Source organism: Thauera sp. SWB20, assembly GCF_000831325.1.
GTDB lineage: Bacteria > Pseudomonadota > Gammaproteobacteria > Burkholderiales > Rhodocyclaceae > Thauera > Thauera aminoaromatica.
The window spans coordinates 21,795-38,134 of the sequence record NZ_JTDM01000012.1; the positions used below are offsets into that span (position 1 = coordinate 21,795).

Below are 16,340 nucleotides of genomic sequence, written 5' to 3' on the forward strand. Positions count from 1 at the left end.
ACGACATGGACGCCCGCGTTCGCGAACTGGTCAAGGCCACCATCCCTGTGCTCAAGGAGCACGGCGTTGCCCTGACGACGTATTTCTATCAGCGCATGTTCCGCCACAACCCGGAACTGAAGAACATCTTCAACCAGTCGCACAACGAGACCGGCAAGCAGCCGGTGGCGCTGGCGATGGCGGTGCTGGCCTACGCCGAAAACATCGACGACCCTTCGGTGCTGGCGCCGGTGATCACCCTGATCGCCAACAAGCACGCCAGCGTGGGCATCCGCGCCGAGCACTACCCGATCGTCGGCAAGCACCTGCTGGCCTCGATCCGCGAGGTCCTGGGCGACGCCGCCAGCGACGAGCTGATCGCCGCCTGGGGGGTGGCCTATGGCGCGCTTGCCGACGTCTTCATCGACGCCGAGAGCAAGCTCTACAACCAGGCCTGCAACGCCGATGGCGGCTGGAGCGGCTGGCGCAGCTTCCGCATCATCGACAAGGTGCGCGAGAGCGAGGAGATCACGTCCTTCCACCTCGTGCCCTGCGACGGCGGCCCGCTGCCGGCCTACCGCGCCGGCCAGTACACCACCGCGCGGGTGTTCGTGCCCGAGCTCGGTGTGATGCAGTTGCGCCAATACACGCTGTCGATCGCGCCGGGGGCCATGCACTTCCGCATCTCGGTGAAGCGCGAGCCGGCGGGCGCGACCACGCCGGCCGGTCGGGTGTCGAACCGCCTGCACGACTTCTACAAGGTGGGCGACATGCTCGAGCTGGCGCCGCCCTTCGGCGAGTTCTTCCTCGACGAGACCCTCGACGGCCCGGTGGTGCTGATCAGCGGCGGGGTCGGCATCACGCCGATGATCTCCATGCTCGACCGCCTGGTAGCGGCGGCGCCCTCGCGTCCGGTGCAGTTCGTGCATGCCTGCCGCAATGCCGCGGTGTTCGCCTTCGGTGCGCATCTGGCGAAGGTGGCGGAGCGCAACCCGCAGGTGAGGCTGCATCTGTTCCACGACGAAGGCGCGGTTTCGGCACCGGTGCAGGCGGGCCGTGTCGATCTGCGCGCGCTGGCGGGCGAGGTGCTGGCAGAGGGGGCCGACTACTACCTGTGCGGCCCGGTCGGCTTCCTGGAGGCGCAGATCGCGACCCTGCACGAGCTGGGGGTCGAGTCGGCGCGCATCCATGCCGAGGTCTTCGACACCGGCGGCATCGCGACCTGAGGCCGGGGCCGGCTCGTCCGGCTTCGATCCGGCCGCGGGGCCGCGGCCTCGCGTGTGCGCAGCGCGGCCGCCCGGGGTCGGCGCCGGTCCGGTGTTTTTCGGTAGGAGCGACGCAAGTCGCGATTGCAGTGCCTGGAGTCCGCGCCTTCGCTTCGGCACCAGCCGATCGCGTCGCCCGTCGCTCCTGCCCCGTTCGCCTTACTGCCCGGCGTTCGGGAAGAAGAGCTGCTCGCCCTCGATCTTGTACGCGGCGATGGCCTCCTGGCCGGCGGGCGAAACCACCCATTCGACGAACTTGCGCGCCTCGGCCTGTTTCACGTGCGGGTGGCGCTCGGGGTTCACCACCATCACGCCGTACTGATTGAAGAGGCGGGTGTCGCCTTCGACCAGCACCGCGAGGTCGGCGCGGTTCTTGAAGCTGAGCCAGGTGCCGCGGTCGGCGAGCACGTAGGCGCCGCTCGATGCCGCCATGTTGAGTGCCGGGCCCATGCCGCAGCCGCATTCCTTGTATCCGCTCCCCTTGTTGTCGACCCCGGCGGCCTTCCAGTAGCGCAGCTCGGCGGCGTGGGTGCCGCTCTTGTCGCCGCGCGACACGAAGTTGCCGTTGGCGGCGGCGAGCTTCTGCAGCGCACCGGTGATGTCCTTGCCCCGGGTGGCGGCGGGGTCGTCCTTCGGCCCGATCAGCACGAAGTCGTTGTACATCACCTTGCGGTGCTCGATGCCGTGGCCTTCGTCGACGAACTTCCGCTCTGCGTCGGCGTCGTGCACGAACACCACGTCCGCGTCGCCGCGCCGGCCGACGTCGAGGGCCTGGCCGGTGCCGAGCGCGACCACCTTCACGTCGATGCCGGTCGCCTGTTTGAACTGCGGCAGAATGTGGCCGAAGAGACCGGACTGCTCGGTGGAGGTCGTCGAGGCGACGACGATCGAGGTGGCCTGCTGGGCGATTGCGGGGGCGGCGAAGAGGCCGATCGCCACGGTGGCGATTCCGGCGAGGCTGCGGCGGATGCGCGCGATGCGGGTGTTGCGGGTCATGCGGAGTCTCCTCGATTGGGGGTGGGCTCGCGGGGTGGGCGGTGTCGTGGCCGTCGCGGCGGCTGCGGCGACGGATGAGCCTCGGGCAATCTAGGCAGGCGGGTGGGATGGATCAATATGAAGGGATCTGCATAGGATGGAGGGCCGCAGCGGCGTGGATGCCGCCGCGCACCACGGACATGGACCAGAGCGCATGAAGAGCCGCGTGATCGAACGCTGGGTCGAGGCCCACCTCGCCGGACGGCGCATCAGCGCCAACTCGCTGATCATCTCGGTGTATGGCGACCTGATCGCGGTGCACGGCGGCGTGGTGTGGCTGGCCGACCTGATCCGGCTGATGGCGCCCTTCGGGCTCAACGAGCGCGTGGTGCGCACCAGCGTCTATCGGCTGGTGCAGGACGACTGGCTGGAGTCGGGACAGGTCGGCCGGCGCAGCTACTACCGCCTCGCCGCATCCGGCATGCGCCGTTTCGCGCCGGCGTGGCGGCGGATCTTCGAGCCCGAGGGGGAGGGCTGGAGCGGGACCTGGCAGGTGGTGATGCTGCCCTCCGCGCTCGAGGCGCGGGTGGCGGACAACCTGCGCCGGGAGCTGTCTTGGGCGGGCTACGGGGCGCTCAACGCCGGCGTGCTGTTGCGCCCGACCGACGACGCCTCGACCCTGCGCAACATCCTCGACGGCTGCGGCCTGCGCGACCGCGTGGTGCCGCTCACCGCGCGCGGCCTGGACGGGGTGACCGGCGCGGCCACCGACGAGCTGGTGCGCGAGTGCTGGGACCTGCAGGCGATCGCCGCCACCTACGACGGCTTCATCGAGCACTTCCGGCCGCTGCTGCGCGCCTTCGGTGCGGGCGAGGCCGAGCCGGAGCAGGCCTTCCTGGTGCAGACCCTGTTGATGCACGAGTTCCGCCGCGTGCTGCTGCACGATCCGCAGCTGCCGGTGCAGGTCATGCCCAACCGCTGGCGGGGGGACGCGGCGCGCGAGCTGTGCGCGCGACTGTATCGGCTGAGCTGGCGAGCGGCGTGCCGGCACCTGCAGGCGAGTTGCGCCACGCCCGAGGGGCCGCTGCCGCCGCCGTCGGCGCAGTTCTTCCGCCGCTTCGGCGGTCTGGAGCTGCCGCCGGCGGCGACGGACGAGGTCGCGGCCGAGGGCTGAGCGGGCGCTGTGAGGCGCCCGCCCGCATGGCCGCTCAGGCGTTGCCGAGGCGGGGTGCGCTGGCGAGGCCGGCGGGCTTGCCGCCGCGCACGGGGTGATGCTTGAGCGCGATGCCCTGGGTGAAGGCGGCGCGACGGATCAGGGTGTATTTGAACCACCAGCCGGCGCCGGCAGCCAGCAGACCCGCCGCGGCGAGCGCGCTGCCCGCGCCGGGCACGCCGGCGAGGATGCCCGCCGCGGCGAGCAGCGCGAGCCCAGCCGGCAGCAGGTGGCCGACGCGCACCATGCGCGCCGCGATCGCCTCGAAGGCCTGCACGCTGGGGGCCGGGGCGCAATCGGCGCGCAGGCCGTCGAGGTAGCGTCTCCACAGCAGCAGGCGGGCGCACAGGGCGAGCACGAGGGCCATCGCGGCGGCGATCTGCAGCCCGCCCGCCAGGGTGGTGGCGATCAGGCCCGCGCCCTCGGCCAGTCCGGTGCCCAGTACCAGCGGCGCGCAGCGCGCATGGCGCCAGGCGGGGATGCCCTTGTCGGCGGCGAGGATGCGCGCCTGGGCGTAGACGAAGGCGAGGCCGCACAGCCCGGCGAGTGCCTGCGCGGCGGGGTGGGCGGTGTAGAGGGCGAGCACGCCCGCGCCGAACAGCGCCAGTGCGACCGAGGCCTCGCGCGTCATCCACGAGCTGCGGATGTGACGGAAGACGTTGAGCGCGCGCCACGGTCGGCCGATCTCGAACCAGACGCACAGCAGCCCGAGGGCGACGAGGAGCAGGCCGGCGGCGAGTTGCGGGCGCACCTCGACACCGGCGAGGCCGGCGAGCCCGGCGAACAGCACGAGCCCGCCGCCGCTGCCGCCGCAGATGAAGTTGCCGGCGGCGCGCCAGTCCCAGTGCTGCTGCAGGCGGGGTGCGGGCTGGCCGGGGAGGGGGGAACGGTTCGGTTTCATCAGGCGTGATCCCAGATGTAATAGACGCTCGGACCGGTGCCGAGCTCCTCGTGCATGTGGAAGTGCTGGGTTTTTGCGAGCAGGCGGCTGACCGCGCTGTCGGGGTCGTCGATGTCGCCGAAGACCATCGCGCCCGAGATGCAGGAGTTGACGCAGGCCGGGGTGACCTCGGGGTCGCGCCCGGGGATGCGTCCGCTCGCCGCGGCGGCGTCGATGCGTTCCTTGCAGAAAGAACACTTGGTCGCCACCGAGATGCGCGACGGGTCGAAGCGGATCGCCTCGGAGGCGATCGGCTGCTCGCCGTAGGCGAAGCGCGCTTCGTGCACGATCGAGCGCGCCTCGTAGGGACAGGCCATCACGCAGTTGGCGCAGCCGATGCACACGTCGTAGTCGATGGTGACCAGGCCGTCGCGGCGCTTCTGCGTCGCCTCGGTGGGGCAGACCGCCGCGCACGGCGGCTCGGCGCAGTGCATGCAGGCCGTCGGCAGGAAGCTGCGGCGCACGTCGGGGAACTCGCCGGTCTCGAGGTCGAGCACGCGGCGCCACTGCACGCCGGGCGGGGTGGCGTTGGCGTTCTTGCACGCCGCGGTACAGGTCTGGCAGCCCACGCAGCGGCGCAGGTCGATGCTCATCACATAGCGGGTCATTGCACGGTGCTCCCTTCGAGACGGCGGATCGCCACGCGCACGATGTCGGCGCCCGAGCCGGTGGCGTCGGTGAGTTCGAGCGACATCGGCGCCACGGTGTTGAGGCTGGGCATGCCGAAATCCTTGGCGACCGGGGTGGCCCAGTGGTCGAACTGGCCCGGGATGACCAGGGTGTCGGGGCGGATGCCGTGGGCGAGCACCGCCTTGCCGTAGGTGGCGCCGATGTGCGAGCGGATCTCGACGCGGTCGCCGTCGGCGATGCCGAGGCGCCTGGCGGTGTTGGCGTTCATGATCACCCCGGCGTGGCCCCGCACGTTCTGCGCCACCTCGCGCATCAGCGCGATGCTGACGTTGCCGCCGGTGTGGTACTGCATGCTCTTGGTGGCGAGCAGCCACAGCGGGTAGTCCTCGGGCTTCGCGCCGCTGTCGACCAGGGCCTGCTCCCAGCGCCCGGGAACGTCGTGCCATTCGGGCAGGGCGGTGTATTCGGAGAGCTGGGTGTCCCACCAGTGCATGTCGTGCTCGTGCAGGCGGTTGCCGAGCTCGCGGCCGATGCGCAGCAGGCGCTCCTGGTAGGGCAGCTCGTAGCGCAGGCCCTTGTCGGCCAGGGTGGGGGTGAGGTACCACGAGCGCTGCGGCATCGGCACGGTGTAGAAGCCGTGCTCCTTGAACCAGGCGAGGTCGTGGGTCTCCTGCCCCTGCGAGAGATCGGTGCTCGCCGCGCGGCAGATGGCGTCCCAGATCGTGTCCACGTCGTGCGTGCGCGTGGGGTCGAGGCTGAAGTCGTAGCCCTCGCCGGCGAGCGGCGAGACGCCGCCGGCGCCGCGGTTGATCGCCTTGTTGTAGGGCTCGAGCAGGCCGGTGCGGCGCGCCAGCTCGGTGCTGATCCAGGTGAAGTCGCGCGCCTCGCCCTGCGGCTCGACCGCCGGCTGGCGCAGCACCACGCCGCGCGCGGTCCAGAACTGCTCGACGAACTTGGTGCCGCCGACCTTGATCATCTGCAGGGATTCGAGGTCGGTGGCCTCAGGCAGCAGCAGGTCGGCGAAGAAGTTGGTCTCGTCCACCGTGTAGGCGAAGGACACGGTGAAGGGGAAGGTGGCGATCGTCTCCACCAGGCTGGGCGTGTCCCAGAACGAGATCGCCGGGTTGGAGCGGTAGATGAACCAGATGTCGGGCAGGGTCGGCTTGGGCATGTTGAAGTCGCGCGGCACCTCGCGCTGGAACATCCACGCCAGCTGGGTGGGGCCGAGCGCCTGGCTCCATGCCGAGTTGCCGACGATCGGCACCAGGGTGCGGTGGGCGTTGCGGCCGGTGGGCCGGGCGACCCAGTGCTCCTTGTCGGTGGGGTTGAATTTCTGCGCCATGAAGCCGTCCTCGCCAGCGGCGACGCTGAGGTGGCGGTCGTCGTGCGGGCGGTTCAGCCGCACCGTGGTGCCGAGGGTACCGCCCGGCACCTCGAGCGCGCCCACCAGGGTGGCGAGCACCGTGCGCGCCCAGCAGCACTCGAAGGCGCCCCAGCCGTTATTCACCGACTTGCCGAGGGTGACCGCGACCGGGCGCAGCGGCAGGGTGGCGCCGTCCACCTCGATGGTGGCGCCGACCTGCGCGTTCTCGAGGTACTCGCCCGCGATGCGGCGGATGGTGGTCGCGGGCACGTCGCAGATGCCCTCCGCCCACTCCGGCGTGTATTTGCGCATGTGCTCGACCAGCATCGTGTGGGCGGGCGTGCCCTCCACGTCGACGAGCGCATGGCGGGCGTCGTCGGCATCCACGGTCACCGCCGCGGCGACGCAGAAGCGGCCTTCGAGCGCGGGCTCGACGCCCGGGGTGTTGAAAGGCACGGCGCGGCCGGCGGCGGGATCCCACACCAGCGGCTTCGCGCTGTCGGGGTCGCGCAGGTAGAGGCCGTCGGGGCCGACCAGGTAGGGCGAGGACGTGCGGTCGCGCAGGAAGGGGAGGTCGAGCTGCCCGAGGCTGTGCTCGCACACCAGCACGTGGATCAGCGCGAACATGAAGGCGGGGTCGGTCTTGGGGCGGATCGGCACCCACTCGGACGCACAGGCGCCGGTGATCGACAGGTGGGGCTCGACCTGCACGCGCTTGTAGCCGCGCACGCGCGCGTCGGCGTGGCGGGTGACCGCGCACGGGCCGCCGGAGGCGTCGACGTTGCTGCCGATCGAGATCACGTAGCGGCAGTTGGGCGTGTCCGCGGCGACGGTGAAGGCGCGGTGCCAGAACTCGCCGTAGAGGTGCTCGGAATGCACGCACTTGACGCCCTGGCCGGAGCCGAAGCTGAAGTCGATCGGCCCCCAGGCGGCGAGGAAGGCGGGCAGGGTGCCCATGTACATCGCCGGCGTGCCGCCATGGCCGAAGCTGGCCGCCACGCGCGGCAGGCCGGAGTCGTCGACGAGGCCCTTCTCGCGCACCGCGGCGAGGCGGGCGGCGATGGTATCGAGCGCCTCGTCCCAGGAGATCGGTACGAAGCCCGGATCCTCGTTGCGCCCCTTCTTCGGGTTGGTGCGCTTCATCGGCTGCAGGATGCGGTGCGGGTTGTAGGTCTTCTGCACCAGGCCGTGCGCCTTCACGCATACGCGGCCGCGCGCGGGATGCACGTCGGCGGCGGCGAAGTTGGGTTCGATCTCGGTGGCCACGCCGTCGATCACCTTGACGGTCATGAAGTCGGGGCCGGCGACGCAGTTGTAGCAGTAGCTCGGAATCTTGCGTTCGTTGCGGGCGGTGGCGGCGGTCATCGCGGACTCCTCGCTCAGTGCATGCGTTGCGGGTGGGTGTAGACACTGTGGCGGTGGCCGCGCGCGAAGCCGACCAGGGTGACGCCCGCGGCCTCGGCCAGGCGCACCGCCATGCCGGTCGGCGCGGACAGCGCGGCGATCGCGGCGATGCCGACGGTGGCGGCCTTCTGCACGATCTCGTAGCTGGCGCGGCTGGTCATCAGCACGAAGCCGTCGTCGAAGCCGCAACCGCGCGTGGCGATCGCGCCGATGAGCTTGTCGAGCGCGTTGTGGCGGCCGACGTCCTCGCGCACCAGCGCGACGCTGCCGTCGCGCCGGCACCACGCCGCCGCATGCACCGCGCCGGTGAGCTGGAACAGCGGCTGCAGCGCGGCGAGCTCGGCCTGGGCGCGCTCGAGCGCGCCGGGCTGGATCGCGGTGTCGGCGAGGCGGGCGGGCGGCAGCGGGCGCTGCAGCTGGGCGAGGCTCTCGATGCCGCACAGGCCGCAGCCGGTGCGTCCGGCGAGCGTGCGGCGGCGTTCGCGCATGGCGGCGAAGCGCTCGCCGGCGAGCGCCATGCGCACCTCGCAGCCGAGGGCGTGCTCCACCACGTCGATGTCGTGGAGCTCGCGCGCGCTCGCGGCGATGCCCTCGCTGAGCGTGAAGCCGAGCGCGAAGTCCTCGAGATCCTGCGGGGTGGCGAGCATCACCGCGTGGGAGAAGCCGTTATAGACGAGGGCGACCGGCGCCTCTTCGGCGACCGCGTCCTCGCCGAGGATCGCGGAGTCGGTGCCGCGGCGTTCGACGCCGTAGCTGCGGTGCGCGCCGCTTGCGGGGTAAGGGTGGTCGAGCATGGGGACCTCCTGTCGGGAAGGAGCCGCAAGAGGGTCGTGCAGCGGCTTGACTTAATGATACAAAAAAATATCAAGAAATCAATATCTGCGTATCACAAAATTATAAAGTCAAGTTAAATCATGACGTTGCAGATAGTTAGATATCCACGAATAAGATTGCTCGTGTTGCTTCGCTATGGGGGATTTTGCATAGGATGGGTGCGGCGGGAGCCCGGGCGGTCCGTGCTTGCCGTGCGAGGGGCGGGCGTTCAGTGGCTGCCGAGGCGGTGATTCACGGCGGCCAGGTCGGACGGCGTGTCGATGTCCAGCCAGCTGGCGTCGTTGTCGACAGCGAGTTCGACCAGCGCCCCACGGTGGCGAGCGAGCAGTGCGCGTGCGCCTTCGTCGCCGGCGAGGGCGCGCAGCTCGTCACCGAAGCGCGCGGCGAAGCCCACCGGATGGCCGCGGCGGCCCCGGCAGACGGGGGCGGCGATGGCGGCGCCAGCGCGCAGCGCGTCGGCGACCAGGCGGTGCTGGGCGGTGGGCACCAGCGGCATGTCGCCAAGTGCGACCAGCCAGCCTGCGGCATCGGCGGTGGCGGCCACGCCACAGGCGATGCTGACGCCCATGCCGGGGTGCTCGGCGCCACAGCGAACCACCTCGGCACCCGCCGCACGCAGCTCGTCCTCAAGCGTGCCGGGCTGGGCGGGAACGACCGCCACCACCAAGTCGACGGCCGGCAGCAGGCGGGCGCAGGTGGTCGCGGCCACGCCGCGGCCGTCGGCCAGGCGGGCGACGAGCTTGCCGCCGCCGAAGCGGCTGCCGGCACCGGCGGCGAGCAGGATGCCGACGATCAGGCCGCGCGTGCGAGCGGGCATGCGGCGGACTCCGTCGCCGGGCGTGCGACTGCGGCCGTCAGGCTCGTGCCGTTGCGGCGCGCGGTGAGGTCGGCGACGATCGCGAGCGCGATCTCGGGCGGTGTGCGGCTGCCCAGCGGCAGGCCTGCCGGTGCATGCAGGCGGGCGATCTGCGCGTCGCCGAGGTCGAACAGGCGCAGGCGCTCGCGGCGGGCGGCGCTGGTTGCGCGCGAGCCCACTGCGCCGATGTAGAAGGCGTCGCTGTGCAGCGCGTCGATGAGGGCGAGGTCGTCGAGCTTGGGATCGTGGGCGGCGGCGAGGATCACGCTGCGGCGGTCGGGGCGCATCGCGGCGACCGCGTCGTCGGGCATCTCGGTGGTGATCTCCACGCCGGGCAGCGTCCAGCTCGCGCGGTATTCCTCGCGCGGCTCGCTGAGCGTGACGCGGTAGTCGAGGGCGAGCGCGAACTGGGCGAGATAGGCGGAGAGCTGGCCGGCGCCGACGATCAGCATGCGCCAGCGCGGCCCGAAGGCCGCGGTGAGCCGGGAGCCGTCGAACACCACCGCGGTGTCCGGGACGGAGTCGAGCAGCTCCACGGCGCCCGTGGCGAGGCTCAGCCGGCGTGCGAGCAGTTCGCCGCGCTCGATGCGCGCGAGCGTCTCGGCGAGCCGGCTGCCGGCGTGCAGCGGCTCGAGCACCAGGCTCAGCGAGCCGCCGCAGGGTAGCTGGAAGCGCCGGGTCTGGTCCGCGGTGATGCCGTAGGTGACGAGCTCCGGGCGCTCGAACCATTGCGTGCGCAGGCGATCACTCAGGTCGTCCTCGATGCAGCCGCCGGAGACCGAGCCGGCCAGGCGTCCGTCGCCGCAGATCGCCAGCAGCGCGCCTTCGGGTCGCGGCGAGGAGCCCCAGGTGCGCACCACCGTCGCGAGCGTGACCGGCAGTCCGGCCGCCTGCCAGGCGACGGCCTGGCGCAAGGTCTCGAGATTGACGCTGTCCATGTCGGTTCCTCGGGAAAGGAAAATGTTAGACACGCTAACTGTTGGAGCTCAAACAATTACACTTCGAAGTGTAGCAGGGTGCCGGGCCCTTGCAAATTGAAAGGCACAGCGGCGGGATGTCCGGTTTCGTTTCGTCCCGGCCTCATGCCCAAGGCTGCGGGCTCGCCGCGGACGACGCGCTTGCGCTAACCTCGCACGAGGCCGTCACGATGGCGGCAGACACGGAGAGCGGGCGGCAGATGCGCAGGATCAGGCTGAACTACGTACTCGGCGCGGACACGGGGTCGGCGCCGCTCCACAATCCCCTGCTCGACCTCCTGCAGGCGGTGCGCGAGCAGGGCTCGATCTCCGCCGCCGCGCGTGTGCTGGACCTCTCCTACCGCCACGTCTGGGGCGAGCTCAAGCGCTGGGAGCTCGAGCTCGGCCAGCCGCTGATCCTGTGGGAGAAGGGCCAGGCCGCGCGCCTGTCCGAGTTCGGCGCCAAGCTGCTGCTCGCCGAGCGCCAGGTGCAGGCTCGCCTGTTGCCGCAGATCGAGGCGCTGCGCGCCGACCTCGAGCGCGCCTTCGCGATCGCCTTCGACGATTCGGTGCATGTGCTGTCCTTCCACGCCAGCCACGACGAGGCGCTCGCCGCGCTCGGCGAGGAGGCGCGGACCCGCGGCCTGCACCTGGACATCCGCTTCACCGGCAGCGTCGATGCGATCCGCGCATTGAACGAGGGCCGCTGCACCATGGCCGGCTTCCACGTGCGCCTGCCGGCGGTGCCGGGCTCGCGGGGGTCGTCGTCACACTCGCAGCGCACCTACAAGCCGCTGCTGCGCCCCGGCCTGCACAAGCTGATCGGCTTCGCCCGCCGCAGCCAGGGCCTGATCGTGGCGCATGGCAACCCGCGCGGCCTGCACGGCCTCGCCGACCTCGCGCGCCCCGGCGTGCGCTTCGTCAATCGCGCGCGCGGCACCGGCACGCGGGTGATTTTCGACGAGCTGCTCGGCGAGCTCGGCCTCGCGCCCGCCGCGATCGAGGGCTACGCCAATGACGAACCCTCGCACGCCGCGGTCGCGCAGGCGGTGGCGAGCGGCCAGGCCGACGCCGGCTTCGGCATCGAGGCGAGCGCGCGCAGCCGCGGGCTGGACTTCGTGCCGCTGGTCGAAGAGGCCTACTTCCTCGCCTGCCTCAAGTCCACCCTGGAGCACGACGCCACCCGCGCCCTGCTCGCGCTGCTGCGCACCGCCGCATGGCAGCAGCGCCTGGCCGCCCTGCCCGGCTACGCGCCGATGCAGAGCGGCGAGGTGCTGTCGATGAGCCGGGTGCTGCCGTGGTGGCGCTTCGGGGGGCGTGGAAACGCTCGCGAAGGAAAGCAATAAGCTGATGTTTGAATTGCAATTTTCCGTGAAACATTAGCGCGGAACCTGGCCGCTCGCGTCCGAAGCGCGTAGAATCCTGCCCCTTGTTCACGCATTGCAGCACGGAGCGCGCCATGCTCTATCCCACCCGTTTCGATGTCATCGTGGTCGGCGGCGGTCACGCCGGGACCGAGGCTGCGCTCGCCGCGGCGCGCATGGGCGCGGCCACGCTGCTGCTCACCCACAACATCGAGACCCTCGGTGCGATGAGCTGCAATCCCTCGATCGGCGGCATCGGCAAGGGCCACCTGGTGAAGGAGGTCGATGCGCTCGGCGGTGCGATGGCGGCGGCCACCGACGAGGGCGGCATCCAGTTCCGCATCCTCAACGCGTCCAAGGGCCCGGCGGTGCGCGCCACCCGCGCCCAGGCCGACCGCGTGCTGTACAAGGCGGCGATCCGCCGGCGGCTGGAGAACCAGCCGAACCTGTGGCTGTTCCAGCAGGCGGTGGACGATCTCACCGTGGTCGGCGACCGCGTCACCGGCGTGGTCACCCAGATCGGCCTGCGCTTCGAGGCGCCGGCGGTGGTGCTGACCGCGGGCACCTTCCTCAACGGCCTGGTGCATGTGGGGATGCAGAACTACTCCGCCGGGCGCGCGGGCGATCCGCCGGCGATCTCGCTCGGGGTGCGGCTCAAGGAGCTGGCGCTGCCGCAGGGCCGCCTGAAGACCGGCACGCCGCCGCGGCTGGACGCGCGCACGATCGACTTCTCGGTGATGACGGTGCAGCCGGGCGACGATCCGGTGCCGGTGTTCAGCTTCCTCGGCCATGCCGCGCAGCACCCGCGCCAGCTGCCGTGCTGGATGACGCAGACCAACGAGCGCACGCATGACGTGATCCGCGCCAACCTCGACCGCTCGCCGATGTATTCCGGCGTGATCGAGGGCGTGGGGCCGCGCTACTGCCCGTCGATCGAGGACAAGATCCACCGCTTCGCCGACAAGGACAGCCACAACATCTTCCTCGAGCCCGAGGGCCTGGAAACGCACGAGATCTACCCCAACGGCATCTCCACCTCGCTGCCCTTCGACGTGCAGCTGCAGATCGTGCGCAGCATCCGCGGCCTGGAGAACGCCCACATCCTGCGCCCCGGCTACGCCATCGAGTACGACTACTTCGACCCGCGCAACCTCAAGTCCAGCCTGGAGACCAAGTCGATCGGCGGGCTCTTCTTCGCCGGCCAGATCAACGGCACCACCGGCTACGAGGAGGCCGCCGCTCAGGGCCTGCTCGCCGGCGCCAACGCCGCGCTGCAGGTGCAGGGCCGCGAGCCTTGGTGCCCGCGCCGCGACGAGGCCTACCTGGGCGTGCTGGTGGACGACCTGATCACCCGCGGCGTGTCCGAGCCCTACCGGATGTTCACCTCGCGCGCCGAGTACCGCCTCAGCTTGCGCGAGGACAACGCCGACCTGCGCCTGACCGGGAAGGGCCGCGAGTTGGGCCTGGTCGACGACGTGCGCTGGGCCGCCTTCTGCGCCAAGCGCGAGGCCATCGAGCGTGGCACGGCGCAGTTGAAGGCGGCGTGGGCGCGGCCGGAGGCGATTCCGGCCGAGGACCAGCAGCGCGTGCTCGGCAAGGCGCTCGAGCGCGAGCAGCGCTACTTCGAGCTGCTGCGCCGGCCAGAGACCAGTTACGCCTCGCTGATGAGCCTGCCCGGCGCGCCGGACGAGCGCGAGACCGACGCGCAGGTGATCGAGCAGATCGAGATCGCCGCCAAGTACCAGGGCTACATCGACCGCCAGCAGGACGAGGTCACGAAGCAGATGCAGGCCGAGGCCACGCGCTTGCCGGTGGGCCTCGACTACGCCCAGGTTCGCGGCCTGTCCAAGGAAGTGCAGCAGAAGCTCAACCAGCACAAGCCCGAGACCATCGGCCAGGCCGGCCGCATCCAGGGCGTGACCCCGGCGGCGATCTCGCTGCTGCTGGTGTGGCTCAAGCGCCGCGACTTGGCGGCGCGCGCGGGCGCTGTGGCGCCCGAGCTTGCGGCGCCTGCGGACGCGGGCGACGACGTGGCACGGAGGCCGGCGGCATGAGCGCGCTCGTATGGCGGCCGGAAGGCAAGCGCACCGCTTCCATGGGGAAGAGCTCGCACCGCGACGGGAGAGAATTGCAGTGAGCGGGCGCCTGCAGCCTTACGCCGCCCGGCTCGCCGACGGCGTCGCCGCGCTCGGCCTCGCCCTCCCGCAGGAGACCATCGACCGCCTGCTCGCCTTCGGCGAGCTGCTGCTGAAGTGGAACAAGGTCTACAACCTCACGGCGATCCGCTCGCCGCAGGAGCTGATCACCCATCACCTGCTCGACTCGCTCGCGGTGCTGCCGCAGCTGGAGGCGGTGAACCGGCTCGCCGACATCGGCTCAGGGGGCGGCCTGCCGGGCGTGGTGCTGGCGATCGTGCGCCCCGGGCTGGCGGTGTCCTCGATCGAGACCGTGGGCAAGAAGGCGAGCTTCCAGCAGCAGGCGAAGATCGAGCTCGGGCTGGACAACTTCAGCGTGCTGAACCAGCGCGTCGAGCAGGTTCGGCCACAGTCGCTGCCCGGCGGCGCGCCGGAAGGCGTGATCTCGCGGGCCTTCTCCAGCCTGGCGGATTTCGTCGCGCTGTCCGGCCACCTCGTCGCCGAGGGCGGCGCGCTGTACGCGATGAAAGGCGTGAATCCGGTCGACGAGATCGCCGCGCTGCCTGCGGGCTGGGCGGTGGCGGAGACCCATGCGCTCACGGTGCCGGGGCTGGGCGCCGAGCGTCATCTGCTGGTCATCCGGCGGGCGTGACACTGCGGCCCTGAGAAGCGTCGTGCATGCTGCATCGCCGCATTGAAGTACACTCCAGGGTTTGCACCGTGTGTGCGAGCCTTCCAACCGGAACAGCCTGAACCGACATGGCCAAGATATTCTGCGTCGCCAACCAGAAGGGCGGGGTGGGCAAGACCACCACCTGCGTCAATCTCGCCGCCGCCCTGCACCAGGCCGGGCAGCGCGTGCTGCTGATCGACCTCGATCCGCAGGGCAACGCCACCATGGGCAGCGGGGTCGACAAGCGCGACCTGAAGGGTTCGGTGTATCACCTGCTGGTGGGCATGGTCGATCTCGCCGGGGTGCGGGTGGCCTCGCCCACCGGCGGCTACGACGTGCTGCCGGCCAATCGGGACCTCGCCGGCGCCGAGGTCGAGCTGGTCAACCTCGACCAGCGCGAGAAGCGCCTGCGCAACGCGCTCGCCGCCTTCGTCGACGACTACGACTTCGTCCTCATCGACTGCCCGCCCTCGCTGTCGATGCTGACCCTCAACGGCCTGTGCTGCGCCACCGGGGTGATCATCCCGATGCAGTGCGAGTACTACGCGCTCGAGGGGCTTTCGGACCTGGTCAACACGATCAAGAAGGTGCATGCCAACCTCAACCGCGACCTCAAGATCATCGGCCTGCTGCGGGTGATGTTCGACCCGCGCGTGACCCTGCAGCAGCAGGTCTCGAACCAGCTCGAGGGTCACTTCGGCGACAAGGTCTTCCGCGCCATCGTGCCGCGCAACGTGCGCCTGGCCGAGGCGCCCAGCCACGGCATGCCTGGCGTGGTGTTCGACAAGTCCGCCAAGGGTGCGCAGGCCTACATGGCCTTCGCGCACGAGATGATCGAGCGCGCGAAGACCTTCTGAATTCCGGAGCCGACATGAACAAACCCAGACTCAAGGGCCTCGGCCGCGGACTCGACGCGCTGCTGGCCGCGAACCAGGAAGAGGAGGCCGACAAGGGCGAACTGCAGTCCTTGCCCACGATCGCCTTGCAGCCCGGCAAGTACCAGCCACGCACGCGCATGGATCCGGGTTCGCTGGAGGAACTCGCGGCCTCGATCAAGGCCCAGGGCGTGATGCAGCCGATCATGGTGCGTCCGGTGGGCGAGGACGCCTACGAGATCATCGCCGGCGAACGGCGCTGGCGTGCTTCGCAGATCGCCGGGCTGGCCGAGGTCCCCTGCCTGGTGCGCGAGATACCCGACGAGGCCGCGCTGGCGATGTCGCTGATCGAGAACATCCAGCGCGAGGACCTCAATCCGCTCGAAGAGGCCGGCGGCATCCAGCGCCTGATCGACGAGTTCGACATGACCCACCAGCAGGCCGCCGACGCGGTCGGCCGCTCACGCCCCGCGGCGTCGAACCTGCTGCGCCTGCTCAATCTCGCCAAACCGGTGCAGGAGCTGTTGATGGCGGGTGACCTCGACATGGGCCATGCGCGCGCGCTGCTGCCGCTCGACGCCGCCAGTCAGATCCAGCTCGGCAACCAGGTCGCCGCGCGCCAGCTTTCCGTGCGCGACACCGAACGGCTGGTACAGCAGATCCTGAACCCGCGCCAGAAGAAGCCTGTGTCGCCGCCCGACCGCGACCTGCTGCGCCTGGAAGAGGAGATCGCGGACGCGATCGGCGCGACGGTCAAGATCAAGGCCAACAAGAACGGTGCTGGCGAGCTCACGATCCGTTTCGGCAGCCTCGACCAGCTCGACGGCGTGCTCGGCAGGCTGCGCTGACTCATCCCGGACGCAGACCGGCACCGCCCT

14 protein-coding genes are annotated in these 16,340 nt (G+C 70.6%); 7 read left to right on the top strand and 7 right to left on the bottom strand.

Annotated features, from left to right (window positions below):
* Positions 1-5 precede the first annotated feature (5 nt).
* Entirely contained in the window at positions 6-1,205 is a 1,200-nt protein-coding gene (gene hmpA / locus PO78_RS02880) for an NO-inducible flavohemoprotein (RefSeq protein ID WP_043741929.1), read from the top strand.
* Positions 1,206-1,403: 198 nt separating this feature from the next.
* On the opposite strand, the gene PO78_RS02885 is transcribed toward hmpA, so the two are convergent.
* Positions 1,404-2,240, bottom strand: coding sequence for an extracellular solute-binding protein (locus PO78_RS02885; RefSeq protein ID WP_043741930.1), 837 nt, complete (start codon positions 2,238-2,240; stop codon positions 1,404-1,406).
* 193 nt (positions 2,241-2,433) lie between these two features.
* Between PO78_RS02885 and paaX the strand changes: the two genes are divergently transcribed.
* Entirely contained in the window at positions 2,434-3,393 is a 960-nt protein-coding gene (gene paaX, locus PO78_RS02890) for a phenylacetic acid degradation operon negative regulatory protein PaaX (protein ID WP_004324810.1), read from the top strand.
* A gap of 34 nt (positions 3,394-3,427) precedes the next feature.
* Here paaX and PO78_RS02895 read toward each other — a convergent pair whose 3' ends face one another.
* The 6 genes from PO78_RS02895 to PO78_RS02920 all read right to left on the bottom strand — a co-directional run bounded on the left by PO78_RS02895 (position 3,428) and on the right by PO78_RS02920 (position 10,397).
* Positions 3,428-4,333, bottom strand: a complete 906-nt coding sequence (locus tag PO78_RS02895; protein ID WP_043741932.1) for a DmsC/YnfH family molybdoenzyme membrane anchor subunit — start codon at positions 4,331-4,333, stop codon at positions 3,428-3,430.
* Positions 4,333-4,980 carry a 4Fe-4S dicluster domain-containing protein gene (locus tag PO78_RS02900; protein ID WP_004301603.1) on the bottom strand — a complete coding sequence of 216 codons (648 nt, stop codon included), beginning with the start codon at positions 4,978-4,980 and terminating at the stop codon, positions 4,333-4,335. The genes PO78_RS02895 and PO78_RS02900 overlap by 1 nt, the downstream gene beginning before the upstream one ends.
* Positions 4,977-7,730, bottom strand: a complete 2,754-nt coding sequence (locus tag PO78_RS02905) for a molybdopterin-dependent oxidoreductase (protein WP_043741933.1) — start codon at positions 7,728-7,730, stop codon at positions 4,977-4,979. The genes PO78_RS02900 and PO78_RS02905 overlap by 4 nt, the downstream gene beginning before the upstream one ends.
* A 14-nt stretch (positions 7,731-7,744) precedes the next feature.
* Positions 7,745-8,563, bottom strand: a complete 819-nt coding sequence (fdhD, locus tag PO78_RS02910) for a formate dehydrogenase accessory sulfurtransferase FdhD (protein WP_043741935.1) — start codon at positions 8,561-8,563, stop codon at positions 7,745-7,747.
* A gap of 248 nt (positions 8,564-8,811) precedes the next feature.
* On the bottom strand, positions 8,812-9,420 hold the full coding sequence (locus tag PO78_RS02915; protein ID WP_004301609.1) for a nucleotidyltransferase family protein: 609 nt from the start codon (positions 9,418-9,420) through the stop codon (positions 8,812-8,814).
* Complete coding sequence (locus PO78_RS02920; protein WP_043741937.1) at positions 9,396-10,397, bottom strand: XdhC family protein; 1,002 nt, start codon at positions 10,395-10,397, stop codon at positions 9,396-9,398. The genes PO78_RS02915 and PO78_RS02920 overlap by 25 nt, the downstream gene beginning before the upstream one ends.
* 239 nt (positions 10,398-10,636) lie before the next feature.
* On the opposite strand from PO78_RS02920, the gene PO78_RS02925 reads away from it, so the two are divergent.
* The 5 genes from PO78_RS02925 to PO78_RS02945 all read left to right on the top strand — a co-directional run bounded on the left by PO78_RS02925 (position 10,637) and on the right by PO78_RS02945 (position 16,310).
* A complete protein-coding gene (locus PO78_RS02925) occupies positions 10,637-11,761 on the top strand; it encodes a substrate-binding domain-containing protein (protein WP_043742140.1) in 1,125 nt (374 codons plus the stop codon).
* A gap of 113 nt (positions 11,762-11,874) precedes the next feature.
* Positions 11,875-13,833 carry a tRNA uridine-5-carboxymethylaminomethyl(34) synthesis enzyme MnmG gene (gene mnmG, locus PO78_RS02930; RefSeq protein WP_043741938.1) on the top strand — a complete coding sequence of 653 codons (1,959 nt, stop codon included), beginning with the start codon at positions 11,875-11,877 and terminating at the stop codon, positions 13,831-13,833.
* A gap of 79 nt (positions 13,834-13,912) precedes the next feature.
* Positions 13,913-14,566, top strand: a complete 654-nt coding sequence (gene rsmG / locus PO78_RS02935) for a 16S rRNA (guanine(527)-N(7))-methyltransferase RsmG (protein WP_043741939.1) — start codon at positions 13,913-13,915, stop codon at positions 14,564-14,566.
* Between the two features lie 107 nt (positions 14,567-14,673).
* Positions 14,674-15,444: a ParA family protein gene (locus tag PO78_RS02940; RefSeq protein WP_043741940.1), complete on the top strand. Its 771-nt coding sequence runs from the start codon at positions 14,674-14,676 to the stop codon at positions 15,442-15,444.
* 14 nt (positions 15,445-15,458) lie between these two features.
* Positions 15,459-16,310 carry a ParB/RepB/Spo0J family partition protein gene (locus PO78_RS02945; protein ID WP_043741942.1) on the top strand — a complete coding sequence of 284 codons (852 nt, stop codon included), beginning with the start codon at positions 15,459-15,461 and terminating at the stop codon, positions 16,308-16,310.
* The last annotated feature ends 30 nt before the right edge of the window (positions 16,311-16,340 follow it).